The organism is Saccharicrinis sp. 156, from assembly GCF_050589685.1.
Taxonomy (GTDB): Bacteria; Bacteroidota; Bacteroidia; order Bacteroidales; family Marinilabiliaceae; genus Saccharicrinis.
Genome location: NZ_JBNGOS010000026.1, coordinates 1 through 13,235 on the forward strand (window position 1 = coordinate 1; position 13,235 = coordinate 13,235).

The 13,235-nt window shown below is 36.9% G+C and carries 18 protein-coding genes; 1 reads left to right on the forward strand and 17 read right to left on the reverse strand.

The genetic code is table 11. From position 1 onward, the window contains the following. Positions 1-221 precede the first annotated feature (221 nt). The 7 genes from ACRD64_RS16035 to nusB all read right to left on the reverse strand — a co-directional run bounded on the left by ACRD64_RS16035 (position 222) and on the right by nusB (position 4,959). On the reverse strand, positions 222-674 hold the full coding sequence (locus ACRD64_RS16035) for a DUF5606 family protein (RefSeq protein ID WP_430934467.1): 453 nt from the start codon (positions 672-674) through the stop codon (positions 222-224). Between the two features lie 99 nt (positions 675-773). After that, on the reverse strand, positions 774-1,511 hold the full coding sequence (locus ACRD64_RS16040; RefSeq protein ID WP_430934468.1) for a TerB family tellurite resistance protein: 738 nt from the start codon (positions 1,509-1,511) through the stop codon (positions 774-776). Positions 1,512-1,611: 100 nt separating this feature from the next. Then, positions 1,612-2,196, reverse strand: coding sequence for a dephospho-CoA kinase (coaE, locus tag ACRD64_RS16045; RefSeq protein ID WP_430934469.1), 585 nt, complete (start codon positions 2,194-2,196; stop codon positions 1,612-1,614). Continuing rightward, positions 2,189-3,247 carry a CdaR family protein gene (locus tag ACRD64_RS16050; protein ID WP_430934470.1) on the reverse strand — a complete coding sequence of 353 codons (1,059 nt, stop codon included), beginning with the start codon at positions 3,245-3,247 and terminating at the stop codon, positions 2,189-2,191. Before ACRD64_RS16050 ends, coaE begins: the two co-directional genes overlap by 8 nt. Before the next feature lie 25 nt (positions 3,248-3,272). Next, positions 3,273-3,593: a preprotein translocase subunit YajC gene (gene yajC, locus ACRD64_RS16055; protein ID WP_430934471.1), complete on the reverse strand. Its 321-nt coding sequence runs from the start codon at positions 3,591-3,593 to the stop codon at positions 3,273-3,275. Positions 3,594-3,608: 15 nt separating this feature from the next. Further along, complete coding sequence (locus tag ACRD64_RS16060) at positions 3,609-4,025, reverse strand: DUF1573 domain-containing protein (protein ID WP_430934472.1); 417 nt, start codon at positions 4,023-4,025, stop codon at positions 3,609-3,611. Next, positions 4,012-4,959 (reverse strand): transcription antitermination factor NusB, encoded by a 948-nt coding sequence (gene nusB / locus ACRD64_RS16065; protein ID WP_430934473.1) that lies wholly within the window; start codon positions 4,957-4,959, stop codon positions 4,012-4,014. The genes ACRD64_RS16060 and nusB overlap by 14 nt, the downstream gene beginning before the upstream one ends. 380 nt (positions 4,960-5,339) lie before the next feature. Here nusB and ACRD64_RS16070 point away from each other — a divergent pair, with 380 nt between their 5' ends. Next, positions 5,340-5,702 carry a DUF3276 family protein gene (locus tag ACRD64_RS16070; protein ID WP_430934474.1) on the forward strand — a complete coding sequence of 121 codons (363 nt, stop codon included), beginning with the start codon at positions 5,340-5,342 and terminating at the stop codon, positions 5,700-5,702. A 618-nt stretch (positions 5,703-6,320) separates the two neighbouring features. On the opposite strand, the gene ACRD64_RS16075 is transcribed toward ACRD64_RS16070, so the two are convergent. From ACRD64_RS16075 to ACRD64_RS16120, 10 genes are read right to left on the reverse strand one after another with little or no spacing between them, the layout of a single operon-like run. Continuing rightward, a complete protein-coding gene (locus tag ACRD64_RS16075; RefSeq protein WP_430934475.1) occupies positions 6,321-6,770 on the reverse strand; it encodes a hydrogenase maturation protease in 450 nt (149 codons plus the stop codon). Beyond that, the gene (locus tag ACRD64_RS16080) at positions 6,767-7,381 is read right to left on the reverse strand and encodes a 4Fe-4S dicluster domain-containing protein (RefSeq protein WP_430934476.1); all 615 of its coding nucleotides are present in this window, start codon (positions 7,379-7,381) and stop codon (positions 6,767-6,769) included. The genes ACRD64_RS16075 and ACRD64_RS16080 overlap by 4 nt, the downstream gene beginning before the upstream one ends. Next, positions 7,378-7,701, reverse strand: a complete 324-nt coding sequence (mnhG, locus tag ACRD64_RS16085; protein WP_430934477.1) for a monovalent cation/H(+) antiporter subunit G — start codon at positions 7,699-7,701, stop codon at positions 7,378-7,380. The genes ACRD64_RS16080 and mnhG overlap by 4 nt, the downstream gene beginning before the upstream one ends. Before the next feature lie 9 nt (positions 7,702-7,710). Continuing rightward, entirely contained in the window at positions 7,711-7,977 is a 267-nt protein-coding gene (locus tag ACRD64_RS16090; RefSeq protein ID WP_430934478.1) for a monovalent cation/H+ antiporter complex subunit F, read from the reverse strand. After that, positions 7,974-8,459 carry a Na+/H+ antiporter subunit E gene (locus tag ACRD64_RS16095; protein ID WP_430934479.1) on the reverse strand — a complete coding sequence of 162 codons (486 nt, stop codon included), beginning with the start codon at positions 8,457-8,459 and terminating at the stop codon, positions 7,974-7,976. Before ACRD64_RS16095 ends, ACRD64_RS16090 begins: the two co-directional genes overlap by 4 nt. 24 nt (positions 8,460-8,483) lie before the next feature. Next, a complete protein-coding gene (locus ACRD64_RS16100; RefSeq protein ID WP_430934480.1) occupies positions 8,484-10,022 on the reverse strand; it encodes a complex I subunit 5 family protein in 1,539 nt (512 codons plus the stop codon). A gap of 2 nt (positions 10,023-10,024) precedes the next feature. Continuing rightward, positions 10,025-10,363, reverse strand: a complete 339-nt coding sequence (locus ACRD64_RS16105; protein ID WP_430934481.1) for a sodium:proton antiporter — start codon at positions 10,361-10,363, stop codon at positions 10,025-10,027. Continuing rightward, positions 10,360-10,797, reverse strand: a complete 438-nt coding sequence (locus ACRD64_RS16110) for an MnhB domain-containing protein (protein ID WP_430934482.1) — start codon at positions 10,795-10,797, stop codon at positions 10,360-10,362. The genes ACRD64_RS16105 and ACRD64_RS16110 overlap by 4 nt, the downstream gene beginning before the upstream one ends. 20 nt (positions 10,798-10,817) lie before the next feature. Continuing rightward, a complete protein-coding gene (gene mbhE / locus ACRD64_RS16115) occupies positions 10,818-11,345 on the reverse strand; it encodes a hydrogen gas-evolving membrane-bound hydrogenase subunit E (protein ID WP_430934483.1) in 528 nt (175 codons plus the stop codon). Positions 11,346-11,369: 24 nt separating this feature from the next. Then, positions 11,370-13,229, reverse strand: coding sequence for an NADH-quinone oxidoreductase subunit 5 family protein (locus ACRD64_RS16120; protein ID WP_430934484.1), 1,860 nt, complete (start codon positions 13,227-13,229; stop codon positions 11,370-11,372). Positions 13,230-13,235: the final 6 nt, after the last annotated feature.

Below are 13,235 nucleotides of genomic sequence, written 5' to 3' on the forward strand. Positions count from 1 at the left end.
CTTAAGTTAACGGCTATGGAAAGTAATCGGGACAAGTGATGCCTCGTTTCAGTAATGCCTTGTTTTATTGTACTTGCCATGCTCATGACGAACTTCCAATACATAATCCGGGTTATTTGTGAACAATCAGGATTAGACAGTTTCTGCTTAAATAATAAAGGGTAAAACCTGTCGATTTTACCCTTTATTATTTATTGATGTTCCGCTAAAACAAATTTATCTTAAGCTTCTGCTTCTTTTGTTTCTTCGTTGGATGACTCTTTCTCTTCAGCCTCCACATCTTCACCAAACTTAAAAAAATCCTTATCTACCAACAGGTTGTACCACATGATAACTTTCTTGATGTCTGAAACATATACCCTGTCCCTATCGTAATCTGGTAAAACCGTGGCAAAATAGCTTTTCAGTTCCTTAGCCGACGCCTTATGGCTAATTGACTGTCCCCCATCTTCTTTCTCGAAAATACGCTTAAAAACATCGACCAATTTCACATCTGCTTCCTCGGTAAAAATGGAAATATCCTCCAACGCACTAATCCTGGAAGTTGCATAAGCCGGCATTCTTTTCCCGTCAATCAACGATTCAACAATAATGCTGTTTTTGGCTTGCGAAATCATTTTAAACAATCCACTTTGTCCTGATACAGCCAATATCCCCTTTAACATTTCACTCATTACAATTTTTTTTTCGATTAAATTCCCTGTTGCACTATTGGGCTTAAAAATTCAGTGCAAAAATAACAGAATAGGATTAACTACAAATTATTTAACATTCTAATTGAAACCTCTTTGCTTCTTGATAGCCTCAAAAGCTTCGTTAACTTTCTGAAACTTCTCTTTAGCAGAAGCTTGAAACTCGTCACCCAGATGGGCCACTTTGTCCGGATGAAATTTTACAGCCATTTTTCTATAAGCTTTTTTAATTTCATCATTGCTGGCGGAAGATTCCACCTCCAATATTTTATATGCCGATTCCGTATTTTTGACATACATGTTCATTACCGATTCAAAATCGCGGACCGAAACACCCAGACCGGAGGCGATTTGCCGAATTACATTTTGCTCACTTGGAGGTATTTCCTTATCGGCATTGGCTACTCCAAACAACATATGCACAAGCTGTACCCTGGAGCTATAATCCACGTGCATACTTATTTGCCTGCAGACCTCGGCCAGCGGAATATCACGCTCCAAGATATCCCTCAGCATCAATAGCGCTTCTGCTGCCTTTTGCTCGTCAAACGCCTGACGGAGGTAGGTTTTTACAAAATCCAATTCAGATTTAACTACTCTCCCATCCGCTTTCATCACCGCCGCCATTAAAACCAACAGCGAAGCTACAAACCCATCCCTGGCGCTTCCCTCGGTTCTGGCACCTGGCTCCAACTCTTTAGACATCCCTTCGGCAAAAGAAGCCAGCACAAAACCCAGAATGGCTCCAACGGGTCCTGCAATCCACCAGCCCAATCCTGCACCCAGCAATGAAGAACCGGATATTTTAAATATGTTCATATTTATATTTTTTTATATAAGATCTTTAACACGGATCTTTAAATTTCGCAAACCAGTTATTCACCCTATCATTTTTCATGCCATAGGACCAAAGCTGACATTATTGCCTCAAGAGCGATTTATGAATTTCCAGCACCTGTGGAATCACTAATTCCTTGTCGTTACAGCGAATAACATAATCAGACCATCTAACCTTTTCTTTCTCCGACATTTGATTATTCATTCTTCCTATCACTTCTTTTTCGGTAAAATTGTCACGTCTCATTACCCTCCGTACCCTAATGTCTCTGGGAGCAGTAACCATGATCACCTTATCCACATGCTTGTTTGCTCCGCTTTCGAATAATATGGCTGCTTCCTTTAAAATATAAGGATGATGTTTGTTATGTGCCAACCAATCCTTAAAATGCCGGGCTACAACAGGGTGAACAATATTATTTAAGCCTGTTAAAAGTTCCTTGTTGGCAAATACCAAGGAACCTACTTTTTTACGATCTAATTGACCATTGACATATATATCCGCACCGAACAACGCTTTTACCCCTGCTATAATATCCGGGTGCGAATCGGTCAGATATCGAGCTTCCTGGTCGGCACTATACACAGGCACATTAAGGGTTTTAAAAATGTTGCACACGGTGGTCTTACCGCTACCTATGCCGCCTGTTACGCCTACTTTAATCATCTGATTTTGCCTTTTCAAACAAACATTCCACAAATAAAGGTGAGTATGTAACATTTTTGATACCCTCGGGTTGATCCAATAGTTTCACCTTTAACCTATCCGGCAATCGGGTTGATGTATTTTGCTTAAAATCAATAATCGCCGAAAAATCCTGTGCTTTAATGTCATTAAAGCGACTGGCCGCAACCATAAAAGATAAGTTGATATCCCCAGGAAAACTTCTCAGCGTTAAACTATCCGGAATATTAAGTTGATCAACCGGAATTCTAAGGTTTTTTTGCGTGAAGGCTTCTACCGGAATATTGACGACCACCCGGTTTGGTCTTACCTCAATATTGTTTAATTGTTCCAGTGCCACATTACGTACCAAAGAATCTTTCAGCCCTTCATAACTCTTAGATTCCGTTTTAATAAAATCAACTGAATCCACAAGCGAAGCCGGCCCGGCAACCTCTACACTATCAGGTATTACAGTTATTCTTCCTGATTGGTAAAACTGTTGCTCAAAGCTTAGTTTCGAATCAAATACAACAGCTACCTTTTTGCTTTCTTTTTTCTCAAAAAACACGTATAGGGTATCCGGGTAAATCTCAATCAGCTCTACTCCATTTGACAATTTATTGGAAATATCATTCAACATTTCCCGTGTAGGTATGTAAGCCCCGTATTTGCTCCCGCTTCTAATCCTTCGGAACGATGAAACATTAAGCGGTTCCGGATCAAGAATTTTACCAATATGATAGGGTAGAATACCGTAACCTAAAGACTTAATTTTTAACTGCAGTTTATTTTGCGGTTTACCCAGAAGAATAAAATCTTTAGGGAAATCCTCATATTTTACAGGGTACGAAATGGTAGTTGTATATTCCTTACGTAAAGCATTTAAAAACCACAAACCAGTGGACAATATTAGAAATAGAAGGAAGGCCAACAAATCGCGATTTTGCCTTAGAGACTTAACCGAACTCTTGGTTTTATCTTTCCACTCTTCGATATTAATTTTCAAATGTTTCATCATAAAAAAAAGGCCAATAACCACAAATGTAGTCATTGGCCTCATATAAAAAAATTATCTTTTATCGTTTTGTTTGTGCATCTGACATATCCATGATGATAGCAGACTTATCAATTTTAATGACAACCCCGCTAGCTATTTCTACAACAACGTACGTCTCTTTAATTTCAACTACTTTACCATAGATTCCACCAGTGGTAATTACCTTATCTCCTTTTTTAAGTTCTTCGCGGTATTTTTTTAATTCTTTTTGACGCTTCATTTGTGGGCGGATCATAAAGAAATAAAAAACCACAATAATTAAAATAAATGGTAAGATAGATGTTAACATATTTTGCCCTCCGGAAGGAGCAGCTTGTAAAAAAATACTTTGTAAATTCATTTTAACCTAATTTATCTAATTTATAACATTGGCCGAAATAACCAATTCTTTCATTTTATTTTCAATATTGGCATGCACCTGTATCACTTTATATTGTTGCCCGGAAAAACCGCTTGAATTAAATCTCACTTCAATCTCGCCATTTTTTCCTGGCAACACAGGTTCCTTGGTGTATTTTACTGTTGTACACCCGCAACCTGGCTTTACCCGCTGAATAACCAAAGGAAACTCACCTGTATTAGTGAAATTAAAATAGCACCCTACTGTTTCCCCTCCGACTACTTTCCCGAAAACATGATTCATTTTCTCAAAAGTAATTTGGGTATGATGATTAACAAGCTCTTGATTTTGTTTTGAACCGCCGGTAGCGCAACCGACAAGCAAACAGCCTATAAATACTAATATAATATAAACCCTTTTATTTTGCACCATCAACCAAGCCTCTACCCACTTTTTTAATTTTTTTGGCTTCTGTTAATTCCACGATAGCCTTATCTAAAATTCCGTTGATAAACACCCCACTTTTGTCGGTTGAATAATGTTTAGCGATTTCAATATACTCATTCATTGATACTTTTACAGGAATATTAGGAAATTCTACCAACTCAGCCAAGGCAATTTGCATTAATATAATATCCATAAAAGCTACACGTTCCACATCCCAGTTTTTGGAGTGCTTTTTAATTAAGTCGAGGTAATCTTGATGATTAACCACTGCTTTTCGGAACAATCTTTTCACAAAATCCTCATCATCCTCGTCCTTAAACTGACCCATTAGTTTTACAGGAACCTCATCTTCCATGCTCTTCACGGTTTTAACAACCATACTTAAAACAAACTCCACTTCATCGTTCCAATAAATGCTTTGTTCCTCAAACGTTGCATAAATAGGTTCAAAATAGGCAATTACTTTCTCCAGTAACTTGACAATAAACTTTTTATCTACCTCAAACGAATTCTCAGGATTTTCCAAATAATCTTTGTATTGCTGTGATTTGATTACTTCAGCATACAAACTTTTAATCACCTCCTTGTAGTTTGCCCAATTGTTACCCTTTTGATCCATATATTTACTAACCTGTTCACTTTCTGCAAATTTAGAAAGTACTTTATTGGTTACAAATCTTGTATTGGGGTTAAGTTCCTCGGCAGAAGCCATTTTTTTGTTTTTCCCAAACTCAATACGACCAATCGCATAATCCCTAACTTCTAACATTAAAAGAATATATAAATAATATAGATCAAGAGATTTGGAAATACTGTGAAATAATTCTTTCTCAGAATTTTGGATGGTGGTTTCGTTATGTTGGTAGTGCGCGTACAAAACTTGCATCACTTTCACCCTTAGTAGTCTTCTATTTAACATTCCTCAAAGAACTTTTAATAATTGATTATGCCGCAAAAATAGGTCTTTTTTCATATCATACCACAAAAATATTAACTTTTAAAGCATAAAAAATGTATACTTTGCCCGACTTTCCGATCGAATTGGTGAAACAATCAACTCTGATGTACTATAATGATCTTATCGATAAATATACAAACGCGGAACTTCTTCTATTTAGTAATTGAATACCTCATTGTTGAATACAATTTATCGCAAAAAAGGACAAAATTATTACCAATTATTATTGATTATAGTAAATTTTGCATACAAAGGTTAGATTAATTAAAAAATAATTCCCATTTTTGGATGGCAAACAACAAACCAGTGTAATATAATTCAAAACAACTAATTGATTGACGATGGAAGGATATGAGAAAAAAGAAGGTTTTGAAAAGAACGATAGAGAAGAAATCTTTTCAAAAGCGGTAAGAGCGGGAAAAAGAACCTACTTTTTTGATGTTAAGGCTACTCGGAAAAACGATTATTACCTAACGATTACAGAAAGTAAAAAAAAGTTTGAGCAGGATGGGAGATTTCACTTTGAGAAACACAAGGTATTTCTTTACAAAGAAGATTTCGAAAAATTCGCTGATGGACTGCAAGAAGCTGTCGAATTCATTAAGCAAAACCAAACACCTATAGAAGAACCAGTTGAGCAACTAGTTGATGCAGTGCAAAATAACGAATACACAAACGTAGAATTTGAAGACTTATCTGAATAATTCTTCTATTATAAAGATTTAAAGCTGCCTTCTGGCAGCTTTTTTTTGTGCTACCACACCACACATGAGATAGCATTTAAGGCACCCATGATTTTCTGCTCCATTCACTTTTTTAAACAATCCATACAAAATATAATATTAGAAGATAATAGGAGTTGTGTCATTATACGTATTAACAAAATCAAAAGCGGTTACCTCTAATCAATTCTTAACAGTACAGATTCAGGCTATTCAATGTTACCTTGACGTATAGATCGGGACAACTTGTTTTGTATTATTGAGGAAGGTTATCCACATAATACCCAATACTCATTTATCCCGCAATATGCATTAGAAATTCTATTACACATTGAAATATTACTTTAAAACAAGACACTTCGTTGCATCATTTCAACTCACCAGAACGATGCTCCCGAAAGTAATCGGGACAAGTTATGCCTTGTTTCAGTAATGCCTTGTTTTATTGTACTTGCAATGCTCATGACGAACCTACAATACATAATCCGGGTTTATTTATTAAATGGTAGGTTACAGTTTAGCACAACATTGCCTTATTTGTGTCCGCGACCAACATGCCAATGAGTTACTACTATTTCTTCCAAAAGATAGCTTTTATAATTAATCGATATTAATCATATCTAAAATCTGATTTGCGGCCTGCAGAACATCTGCAGACACCTCTTCTCCAAAATCTACGGTTTTGGGTTGTATGCCAAGTACAAGTATTATGGGCACATGAAAAAGTTCTTTGATTTTCTTTAACGAGATATTATGTGTGTTGGTGGTAAAATCCTGTATTTTATCCAAGTCAAGCAGTTCGAAATAACCTGGCTGGCGATTAAAATGTACACAATCAATTAAGACAAGAATATCGGGTGACAGTGAATTAATTTTACCGATATAGTTTTCGATACTTACTTCAACTGTTAATGCATTTATATTTCGAGAGGAGGAAATTCGCTTGCTGATGAACACACCTACTCCATCGTCTTTTTTGAGCACATTTCCTATTCCGGCAAAAAGAATCTTTTTATCAAGGCCCACTAACTCGTTTAAGAACTCTATCATTTTCTTAGGTTATTAATCAATGCTTCTCTTAAACAATTCGGGCACAAAATATTAAACATGTCTTTTCGTTTCATCTGATCCTGAATTTCCAGTTCGATATCTTCTACATGTGCTAACTTTAGTTTTTCGTTTATCATATTCAGGTTCATAAGTGATGAATAGGCTTTGGGCCCCAGCTTTTTGTGCATAAATAAAATATGTTCCTTGGTTGTAATTACAGCTCCGCAATTTTTACAAATCAGCAGTTCTTTTTCCTGATATTCGATATTTTCTTTTCTGTCGAAGGAAGCCATATCATATATTTTATCAGATAACATCACTCCTTTTCCAGTGATACAATGTTCCTCACATTGACCACAAAAGATGCATTTACCGTAATCTCTTTTTATCCGCCGTATTTTGTTTTCCTTATCATCTTCAAATGTAATGGCTAGGGACGGGCAAACATTAGCACAAGTTTCGCATCCTACACAGTTTTTATCATCTACCACTGGCTTACCCCTAAAGTTTTCATAGGGTTCATGCGGTTCTGCCGGAAATTTTGTGGTATATGCCGGTGAAAACAGGGATATCACCGCTTCTTTTATTTCGCGTAGTTTTGGATACTTCATTTTTCAACCTCCTTATAATCGTCCTTAACACTTTTATCTCCTAATTTAACCCCAAATTCATAGGCTCCTTTAACCAATGCATGTGCTGCAACTGTTGCCGTAAAAAACAATATCGGAATGGTTATAAGCGCCTTAACACCGATATCTATAAAACCGTAATAAAACAATACGCCCAGCAAAATGCTGCATGTTCCGAGCGTAACACATTTTGTTGCCGATTGCAATCTGTTGTATACATCGGGTAAACGAATAAGACCGATACACCCGAACAGATTAAAAAGAATTCCTATGGCTATTAATATGATGCTTACTGTTTTCATAATGCATTATTATTCGTTCAAATTACTACCCCCCAAATATTTAGCCAAGGTAAGGGTTCCGATAAAACTTAGAATTATCCATGCAATTCCGATATCAATAATAAATGTCTTCCCGGTAATGACACTCAGGATGGCACATATTCCAACAACCAGAATGCCGAAGATATCGATCCCAACCATTCTGTCCGGTATGGAAGGTCCACGGATTATTCTGTAAAGACAAAATACACAAAGTGCAATTTGTACATACAGGAATATATTTAACAAGTCATTCATTCGAAGATCTTTTTTATATATTTTTCAAATCTTCCTGCAATTTTTTTACTATATACTTCAGGGTCCGTAGAACTAATATAAATCCAGTGTACGTATAATAAATCGCCTATCATATCAACCGTAATTGTGCCCGGGGTCATGGTTATGGAATTTGCCAGAATTGTACGCGCCAGATCGGTTTTAAGCGACATTTCTATTTTAACAATTCCAGGTTTTATGGGCATGGCAGGATGCAACACACGATATGCAACATCAAAATTGGCCTTAAGGCACTCCCAAATAAATATAAACAGGTATACGATAAACCACAAGTACCGCTGCGGCTGCAGGAGTCTTGCCGTTTTTTCAGGGAAAAAATTCCCAAAAAATAAAACAGTAAGCAAAGCAGCCACCACACCTACCATAATGTTCTGTAAACTAAGACTAAAAGTCAGTAACAACCAGAAACCTAAAGAAAATATAAACAATACAATGTATTTCATTCGTTTAAATTTTAAACTCCTTGATCATATCCCTAATACTTTACCAGAATATTTTGTGGTTTCCATAAGTACTTCCACTGCTGGTGAAAGAATGAGTTCCCGTACTCCGGGAAATATTAAGAAACTAAGTGCCATACATAAAACACCCATCACGATCATTGAAAAAGCCATCGCAAAAGGAACTTCTTTAACAATCGCCTTACCACCATATTTCGTTTTATTGAAAAATGCATACCGTTGAAATTTCAGAAACGAGGCCAATGTTATTATGCTTACAAATACCGCCAATGCAGCAAGAAGATAATAATGTCCTTTTATGGCAGCAATAACAATGAGCAGTTTGCTGAAAAATCCATTAAACGGAGGTATTCCGGAAATAGCCATTGAGGCACTCAACGATGTTGCGGAAGTAACCGGCATACCTTTAGCCAAGCCTCCCATTTGTTTTAAATTCCTTGTACCAATGACGTATTCAATAGCCCCGGCATTCAAAAACAAAAGTCCTTTAAAAACTGCATGATTTATGAGGTGGAATAATCCACCCGCAATTGCAAGAGAGGCCACGATTCTATCTCCGTTGTTTGCTAAAATCAGCATTCCCATTCCCATTCCTATTACGACATATCCCATCTGGCTAATACTATGATAAGCAAGAAGCCGCTTAAGATCCCATTGTCCAATGGCCAGTAAAACGCCTATTACCATCGATAGGGTTCCGATAACGGTTATGATCAATGCTATTGGGTAGGTAATGGCAAACATGTTATAAAATAACCTGATGATGGCATAGATACCAATTGCTTTAATAAGCACTCCCGAAAGCATTGCCGATATAGGTGATGGTGCAGACGAATGTGCATCCGGAAGCCAGGCATGAAATGGAATCATAGCCCCCTTAAGTCCGAATCCGGTGATTAAAATGATTTGAATAAATAAAATTGTTTCGTTATTGGCCTGAACTGTGAGTACATTGGAAATATCTGCCATGTTTAAGGTTTTAGTCTGCCAATAAAGCAGAGATATACCCAGAAGGATTAACAACGAAGCAATCCCTCCTAAGACCTGATATTTAAACGAGGCTTCCAATTCGTTTTTCTCAATTCCGAACGCCACCAATGCATAAGAAGCTATTACCGCTATTTCAAGAAAAACATAAAGGTTAAATATATCTCCGGTAAGAACTACACCATTCATCCCGGCCACCATTAAACACAACAAGGCATAAAAATTATTTTCGGCTGTGTATTTTCTCATATACGAGAAGGCATAAAAAACCACCAATAAACCGATAGCATTGATAATCAACAACAAAAAAGCACTTAAACCATCCAGAACCAGATAGATTCCTATCGGAACATTTTCCACCAACCCCCAACCTCCTGGTTTGTAAACAACATATTGCGTATTGCCGGAAAATAAATAATTAAGGATAAGGGCACAAAGAAACAATAAAGCGAGCAATGAAAATGCTTTCTGGAAGTGTGGTATAAATTTCCCGATAATCGGGATCAGAAATGCACTTCCCAGGGGAACTATAACAAATAATATTATCAGGTTATCCATAATTACCCTTTTAAATTGTTGATTTTTGTTATATCAAAGGTTCCGTATTTCTTAAAGATACGGATGGCTATAGCCAATAACATGGCTGTTGTGGCCAATCCGATAACAATAGCTGTTAATACCATAGCCTGCGGCAGTGGATCAACAAATTTAGCATTTTCCATTCCTGCTGTAAGAATAGGTGCCTGGGCATTATTCATATATCCTATCATCACCAGAAAAAGAAATATACTAAACTCCATGACAGACAATCCAATAACTATCTTAATTAAATTCCTCCTGGTTATCACACCATAGAGCCCTACCAGAAATAATATGAAACACAAGATATAAGCCATCATTTCAATACCTCTTTTTTATAAATGACCAATGCTAAAAATATAGTTAGCAATGCCGAAGCTACTTCCATACCAACAAACAGGTTGTAAAGTGGGATTACACCAGCGCTAATAAGTTCTCCGACTTTTCCCAACTGTAAATAATTATTCATAAAAGCCGTACCTCCGGCAAACATTCCTATAGCCGCCAGAATTAATACAATTAAAATTGCACTGCTTTCTGTAATCGAACTTTCAGTTTCTTCCTTCTTTAACCTTAGTATGTCACTCCCATATGCCAGTATCAAGAGGATAAAGGATCCAGCCACCAAAGCACCACCTGCAAAACCTCCACCAGGAGTAAGATGACCATGCGTAATGATATACAGCCCATATATAAAAACAGCCCCGGAGAGTAGCCCGGTAACAGTTTTAACAATTTTCGACATTCCTTCCATAATCCCAGATCATTTCAATGTTAGTATTTTCTTCCCTTTAACCGTAGCACAGTTAATACGCCAATAACTGCGGTAAACAAAATGGTAGCTTCTCCTAAAGTATCGTAACCTCTAAAATCAAATAAAACACCGGTAACCAGATTGGCGCTTCCCGTTCTTTCTGCTCCCTTAATATACGCTGTTGACATTCGGGTTGCATGGCTGCCTAAAGGATCAAGTGCTTCTGTAGCAGTATGAAATGAAATAACTAATATGATTATTGCCACTAACGCAATTCCGATATTGACTAAAGCACGCTTTGTATATTGTTTTTTCACTTCTTCACGCGTGCTGTTAAGGATAACGGCAACCATGAATATCAATGTAATTGTTTCTACTACAATCTGAACAATAGCTAAATCAGGAGCCTTTAAAAGCAGGAAACATATTACAAGGCTATATCCTACTATACCGCATGCAATAAGGGCTGATAATAAATCTTTGGCATGTATTGCATACAACGCTCCGATAATCATGAGAAATATTATGGCAGACAGAAGAATTTCCATTTCTTTTAAATATTTCAGTTTAAGTCAGACTATTAAAAATAACACGAGCATAATAACCAATCCGGCAAAAAGCCAGATAGTATAATCAGTTAAAATACCAGTATGCGCCTTACTTAGTACCTTATTGGAACTTAGCACTACGCTTTTGGTTAGATCGTAAATATCAAACCAGTGTTTCTCCGCCTTATCGTACATGGATTTGAATACTTTTGCATTTCGGATCGTATCATAAAATCCGGTGACCGGAAATGCCGCTTTCTCTTCCCACTTCTCTCCTCCAACATAACTGTCGGCTGTCCGGAAGTTTTTTATATTTCCTATTAAATAAATTAGTAATCCCAGGATAACCGATAGAACTACTAACAATGAGACAAATGAAGATTGCCAAATACCAACAAATTTGAACTGACCTGTAATAGGATAGAATATTTTTGGAACGAAATAATCAGTAGCAAATACACCCAACAAAATGCAAATCAGGGCTAATATTATTTTGGGGCTCAACATTAAAACGTTCACCTCTTTTACTGATTCCAAGTCCGGATTTCGACGCCCCATAAAAATTCCAGTCATAAATTTCACAAAACTGGCCAGCGTTAGTGCGGAACCTATTACTGCCAGAGCAAGCCAGACCATCCATAATTGATTTGCGATTCCAGGTAATGTTCCAAAATCAATAATTCCCTGGTAGATCATCCATTTTGATGCAAAACCATTTAATGGAGGAATACCCGAAATGGACAACGCAAAAACAAGAGCTGCTATAAAAGTTATGGGCATAGATTTAGATAATCCTCCTAACCCATTCAGATCTGATTGGCCAGTTTGGTGGTATACACTACCAGCGGATAAAAACAATCCACTTTTATATAGCGCATGGTTTATCATATGAAATAATCCGGCCGCAACACCAATGGGTGTTCCTAAGCCAAAACCTATTACCATATAACCCACTTGAGAGACAGCATGAAAACCTAGTAATCTTTTATAATCGTGTTGTACGAGAGCCATGAGTACAGCTGTAATGATAGTAGTAACCCCAAGAATTAATATAACCAGTTTTAACCATTGGTTCAACACAAAAATATCGGTACATAACCGGGCAAGTAAATATATACCCAGTAATTTATCCAATGATGCCGGTAAAAAGGCGGATGATGCAGCCGGAGCTTTTTGGGTATAATCGGGTACCCATGTATGAAAAGGAAAGGCACCGGCTTTTGTAAAACTACCAACAAGTAAGGTTAAAAAAGCCATAATCCCAATCCCTGTTGACGTGCTGATATTCAATTCAGACATATTATAAGTACCTGCAATTACCCCAATTAAAGCTATACCTATCATCATAACACTATCGGAAGCGCCGATTAGAATTAATGTTTTTTTAGCAGCAGCAGAACTTTCCTCATCATACCCTTTAATTAATTTGTATAATGTTAGTCCAAGTGCCCCCCAGAATACAAGGAAAAGAATCAGATTATCTGATAATGCCGCGCCATTGGCACATCCCAGTGTTATTAAGAAAAAAGGATAAAAATGATAGACCTTTTTCTCCCTGGTAATATTGGTAAGCGAATAGATGGAAATTAGTACAGCAAAAAAACTGATCCCTAAAGTAATAAGCTGGCTTAACGGGTCGATATTTAACTGGCAGTAAGTATTTATACCTCTAAGGGATAGCGAATCTTCTGTAATCAGTCCGGAGAACAGACTCAAATCCACAATTGCAGCTTCGGTTTGATACAGTTTAATAGCAAAAAAGCCAGATATTAGTGAAATAACGACGGCAATCAGCCCCTTAATAATTTTCACTTTATCCGGGAATATCAGAAGTAGTATCCCGACAACTATGGGTAATATTATGATGTTACCTGCTTCGCTCATGACTTA

Excerpts from the sequence above, each read along its gene's own strand:
- nusB (WP_430934473.1), bottom strand. The coding sequence starts at position 4,959 with ATGTTAAATAGAAGACTACTAAGGGTGAAAGTGATGCAAGTTTTGTAC.
- ACRD64_RS16105 (WP_430934481.1), bottom strand. The coding sequence starts at position 10,363 with ATGATGGCTTATATCTTGTGTTTCATATTATTTCTGGTAGGGCTCTAT.
- ACRD64_RS16120 (WP_430934484.1), bottom strand. The coding sequence starts at position 13,229 with ATGAGCGAAGCAGGTAACATCATAATATTACCCATAGTTGTCGGGATA.
- ACRD64_RS16070 (WP_430934474.1), top strand. The coding sequence starts at position 5,340 with ATGGAAGGATATGAGAAAAAAGAAGGTTTTGAAAAGAACGATAGAGAA.
- ACRD64_RS16095 (WP_430934479.1), bottom strand. The coding sequence starts at position 8,459 with ATGAAATACATTGTATTGTTTATATTTTCTTTAGGTTTCTGGTTGTTA.
- ACRD64_RS16080 (WP_430934476.1), bottom strand. The coding sequence starts at position 7,381 with ATGAAGTATCCAAAACTACGCGAAATAAAAGAAGCGGTGATATCCCTG.
- ACRD64_RS16050 (WP_430934470.1), bottom strand. The coding sequence starts at position 3,247 with ATGACTACATTTGTGGTTATTGGCCTTTTTTTTATGATGAAACATTTG.
- ACRD64_RS16110 (WP_430934482.1), bottom strand. The coding sequence starts at position 10,797 with ATGGAAGGAATGTCGAAAATTGTTAAAACTGTTACCGGGCTACTCTCC.
- ACRD64_RS16040 (WP_430934468.1), bottom strand. The coding sequence starts at position 1,511 with ATGAACATATTTAAAATATCCGGTTCTTCATTGCTGGGTGCAGGATTG.
- ACRD64_RS16100 (WP_430934480.1), bottom strand. The coding sequence starts at position 10,022 with ATGGATAACCTGATAATATTATTTGTTATAGTTCCCCTGGGAAGTGCA.
- ACRD64_RS16090 (WP_430934478.1), bottom strand. The coding sequence starts at position 7,977 with ATGAATGACTTGTTAAATATATTCCTGTATGTACAAATTGCACTTTGT.
- ACRD64_RS16060 (WP_430934472.1), bottom strand. The coding sequence starts at position 4,025 with ATGGTGCAAAATAAAAGGGTTTATATTATATTAGTATTTATAGGCTGT.
- ACRD64_RS16035 (WP_430934467.1), bottom strand. The coding sequence starts at position 674 with ATGAGTGAAATGTTAAAGGGGATATTGGCTGTATCAGGACAAAGTGGA.
- yajC (WP_430934471.1), bottom strand. The coding sequence starts at position 3,593 with ATGAATTTACAAAGTATTTTTTTACAAGCTGCTCCTTCCGGAGGGCAA.
- mbhE (WP_430934483.1), bottom strand. The coding sequence starts at position 11,345 with ATGGAAATTCTTCTGTCTGCCATAATATTTCTCATGATTATCGGAGCG.
- mnhG (WP_430934477.1), bottom strand. The coding sequence starts at position 7,701 with ATGAAAACAGTAAGCATCATATTAATAGCCATAGGAATTCTTTTTAAT.
- ACRD64_RS16075 (WP_430934475.1), bottom strand. The coding sequence starts at position 6,770 with ATGATAGAGTTCTTAAACGAGTTAGTGGGCCTTGATAAAAAGATTCTT.
- coaE (WP_430934469.1), bottom strand. The coding sequence starts at position 2,196 with ATGATTAAAGTAGGCGTAACAGGCGGCATAGGTAGCGGTAAGACCACC.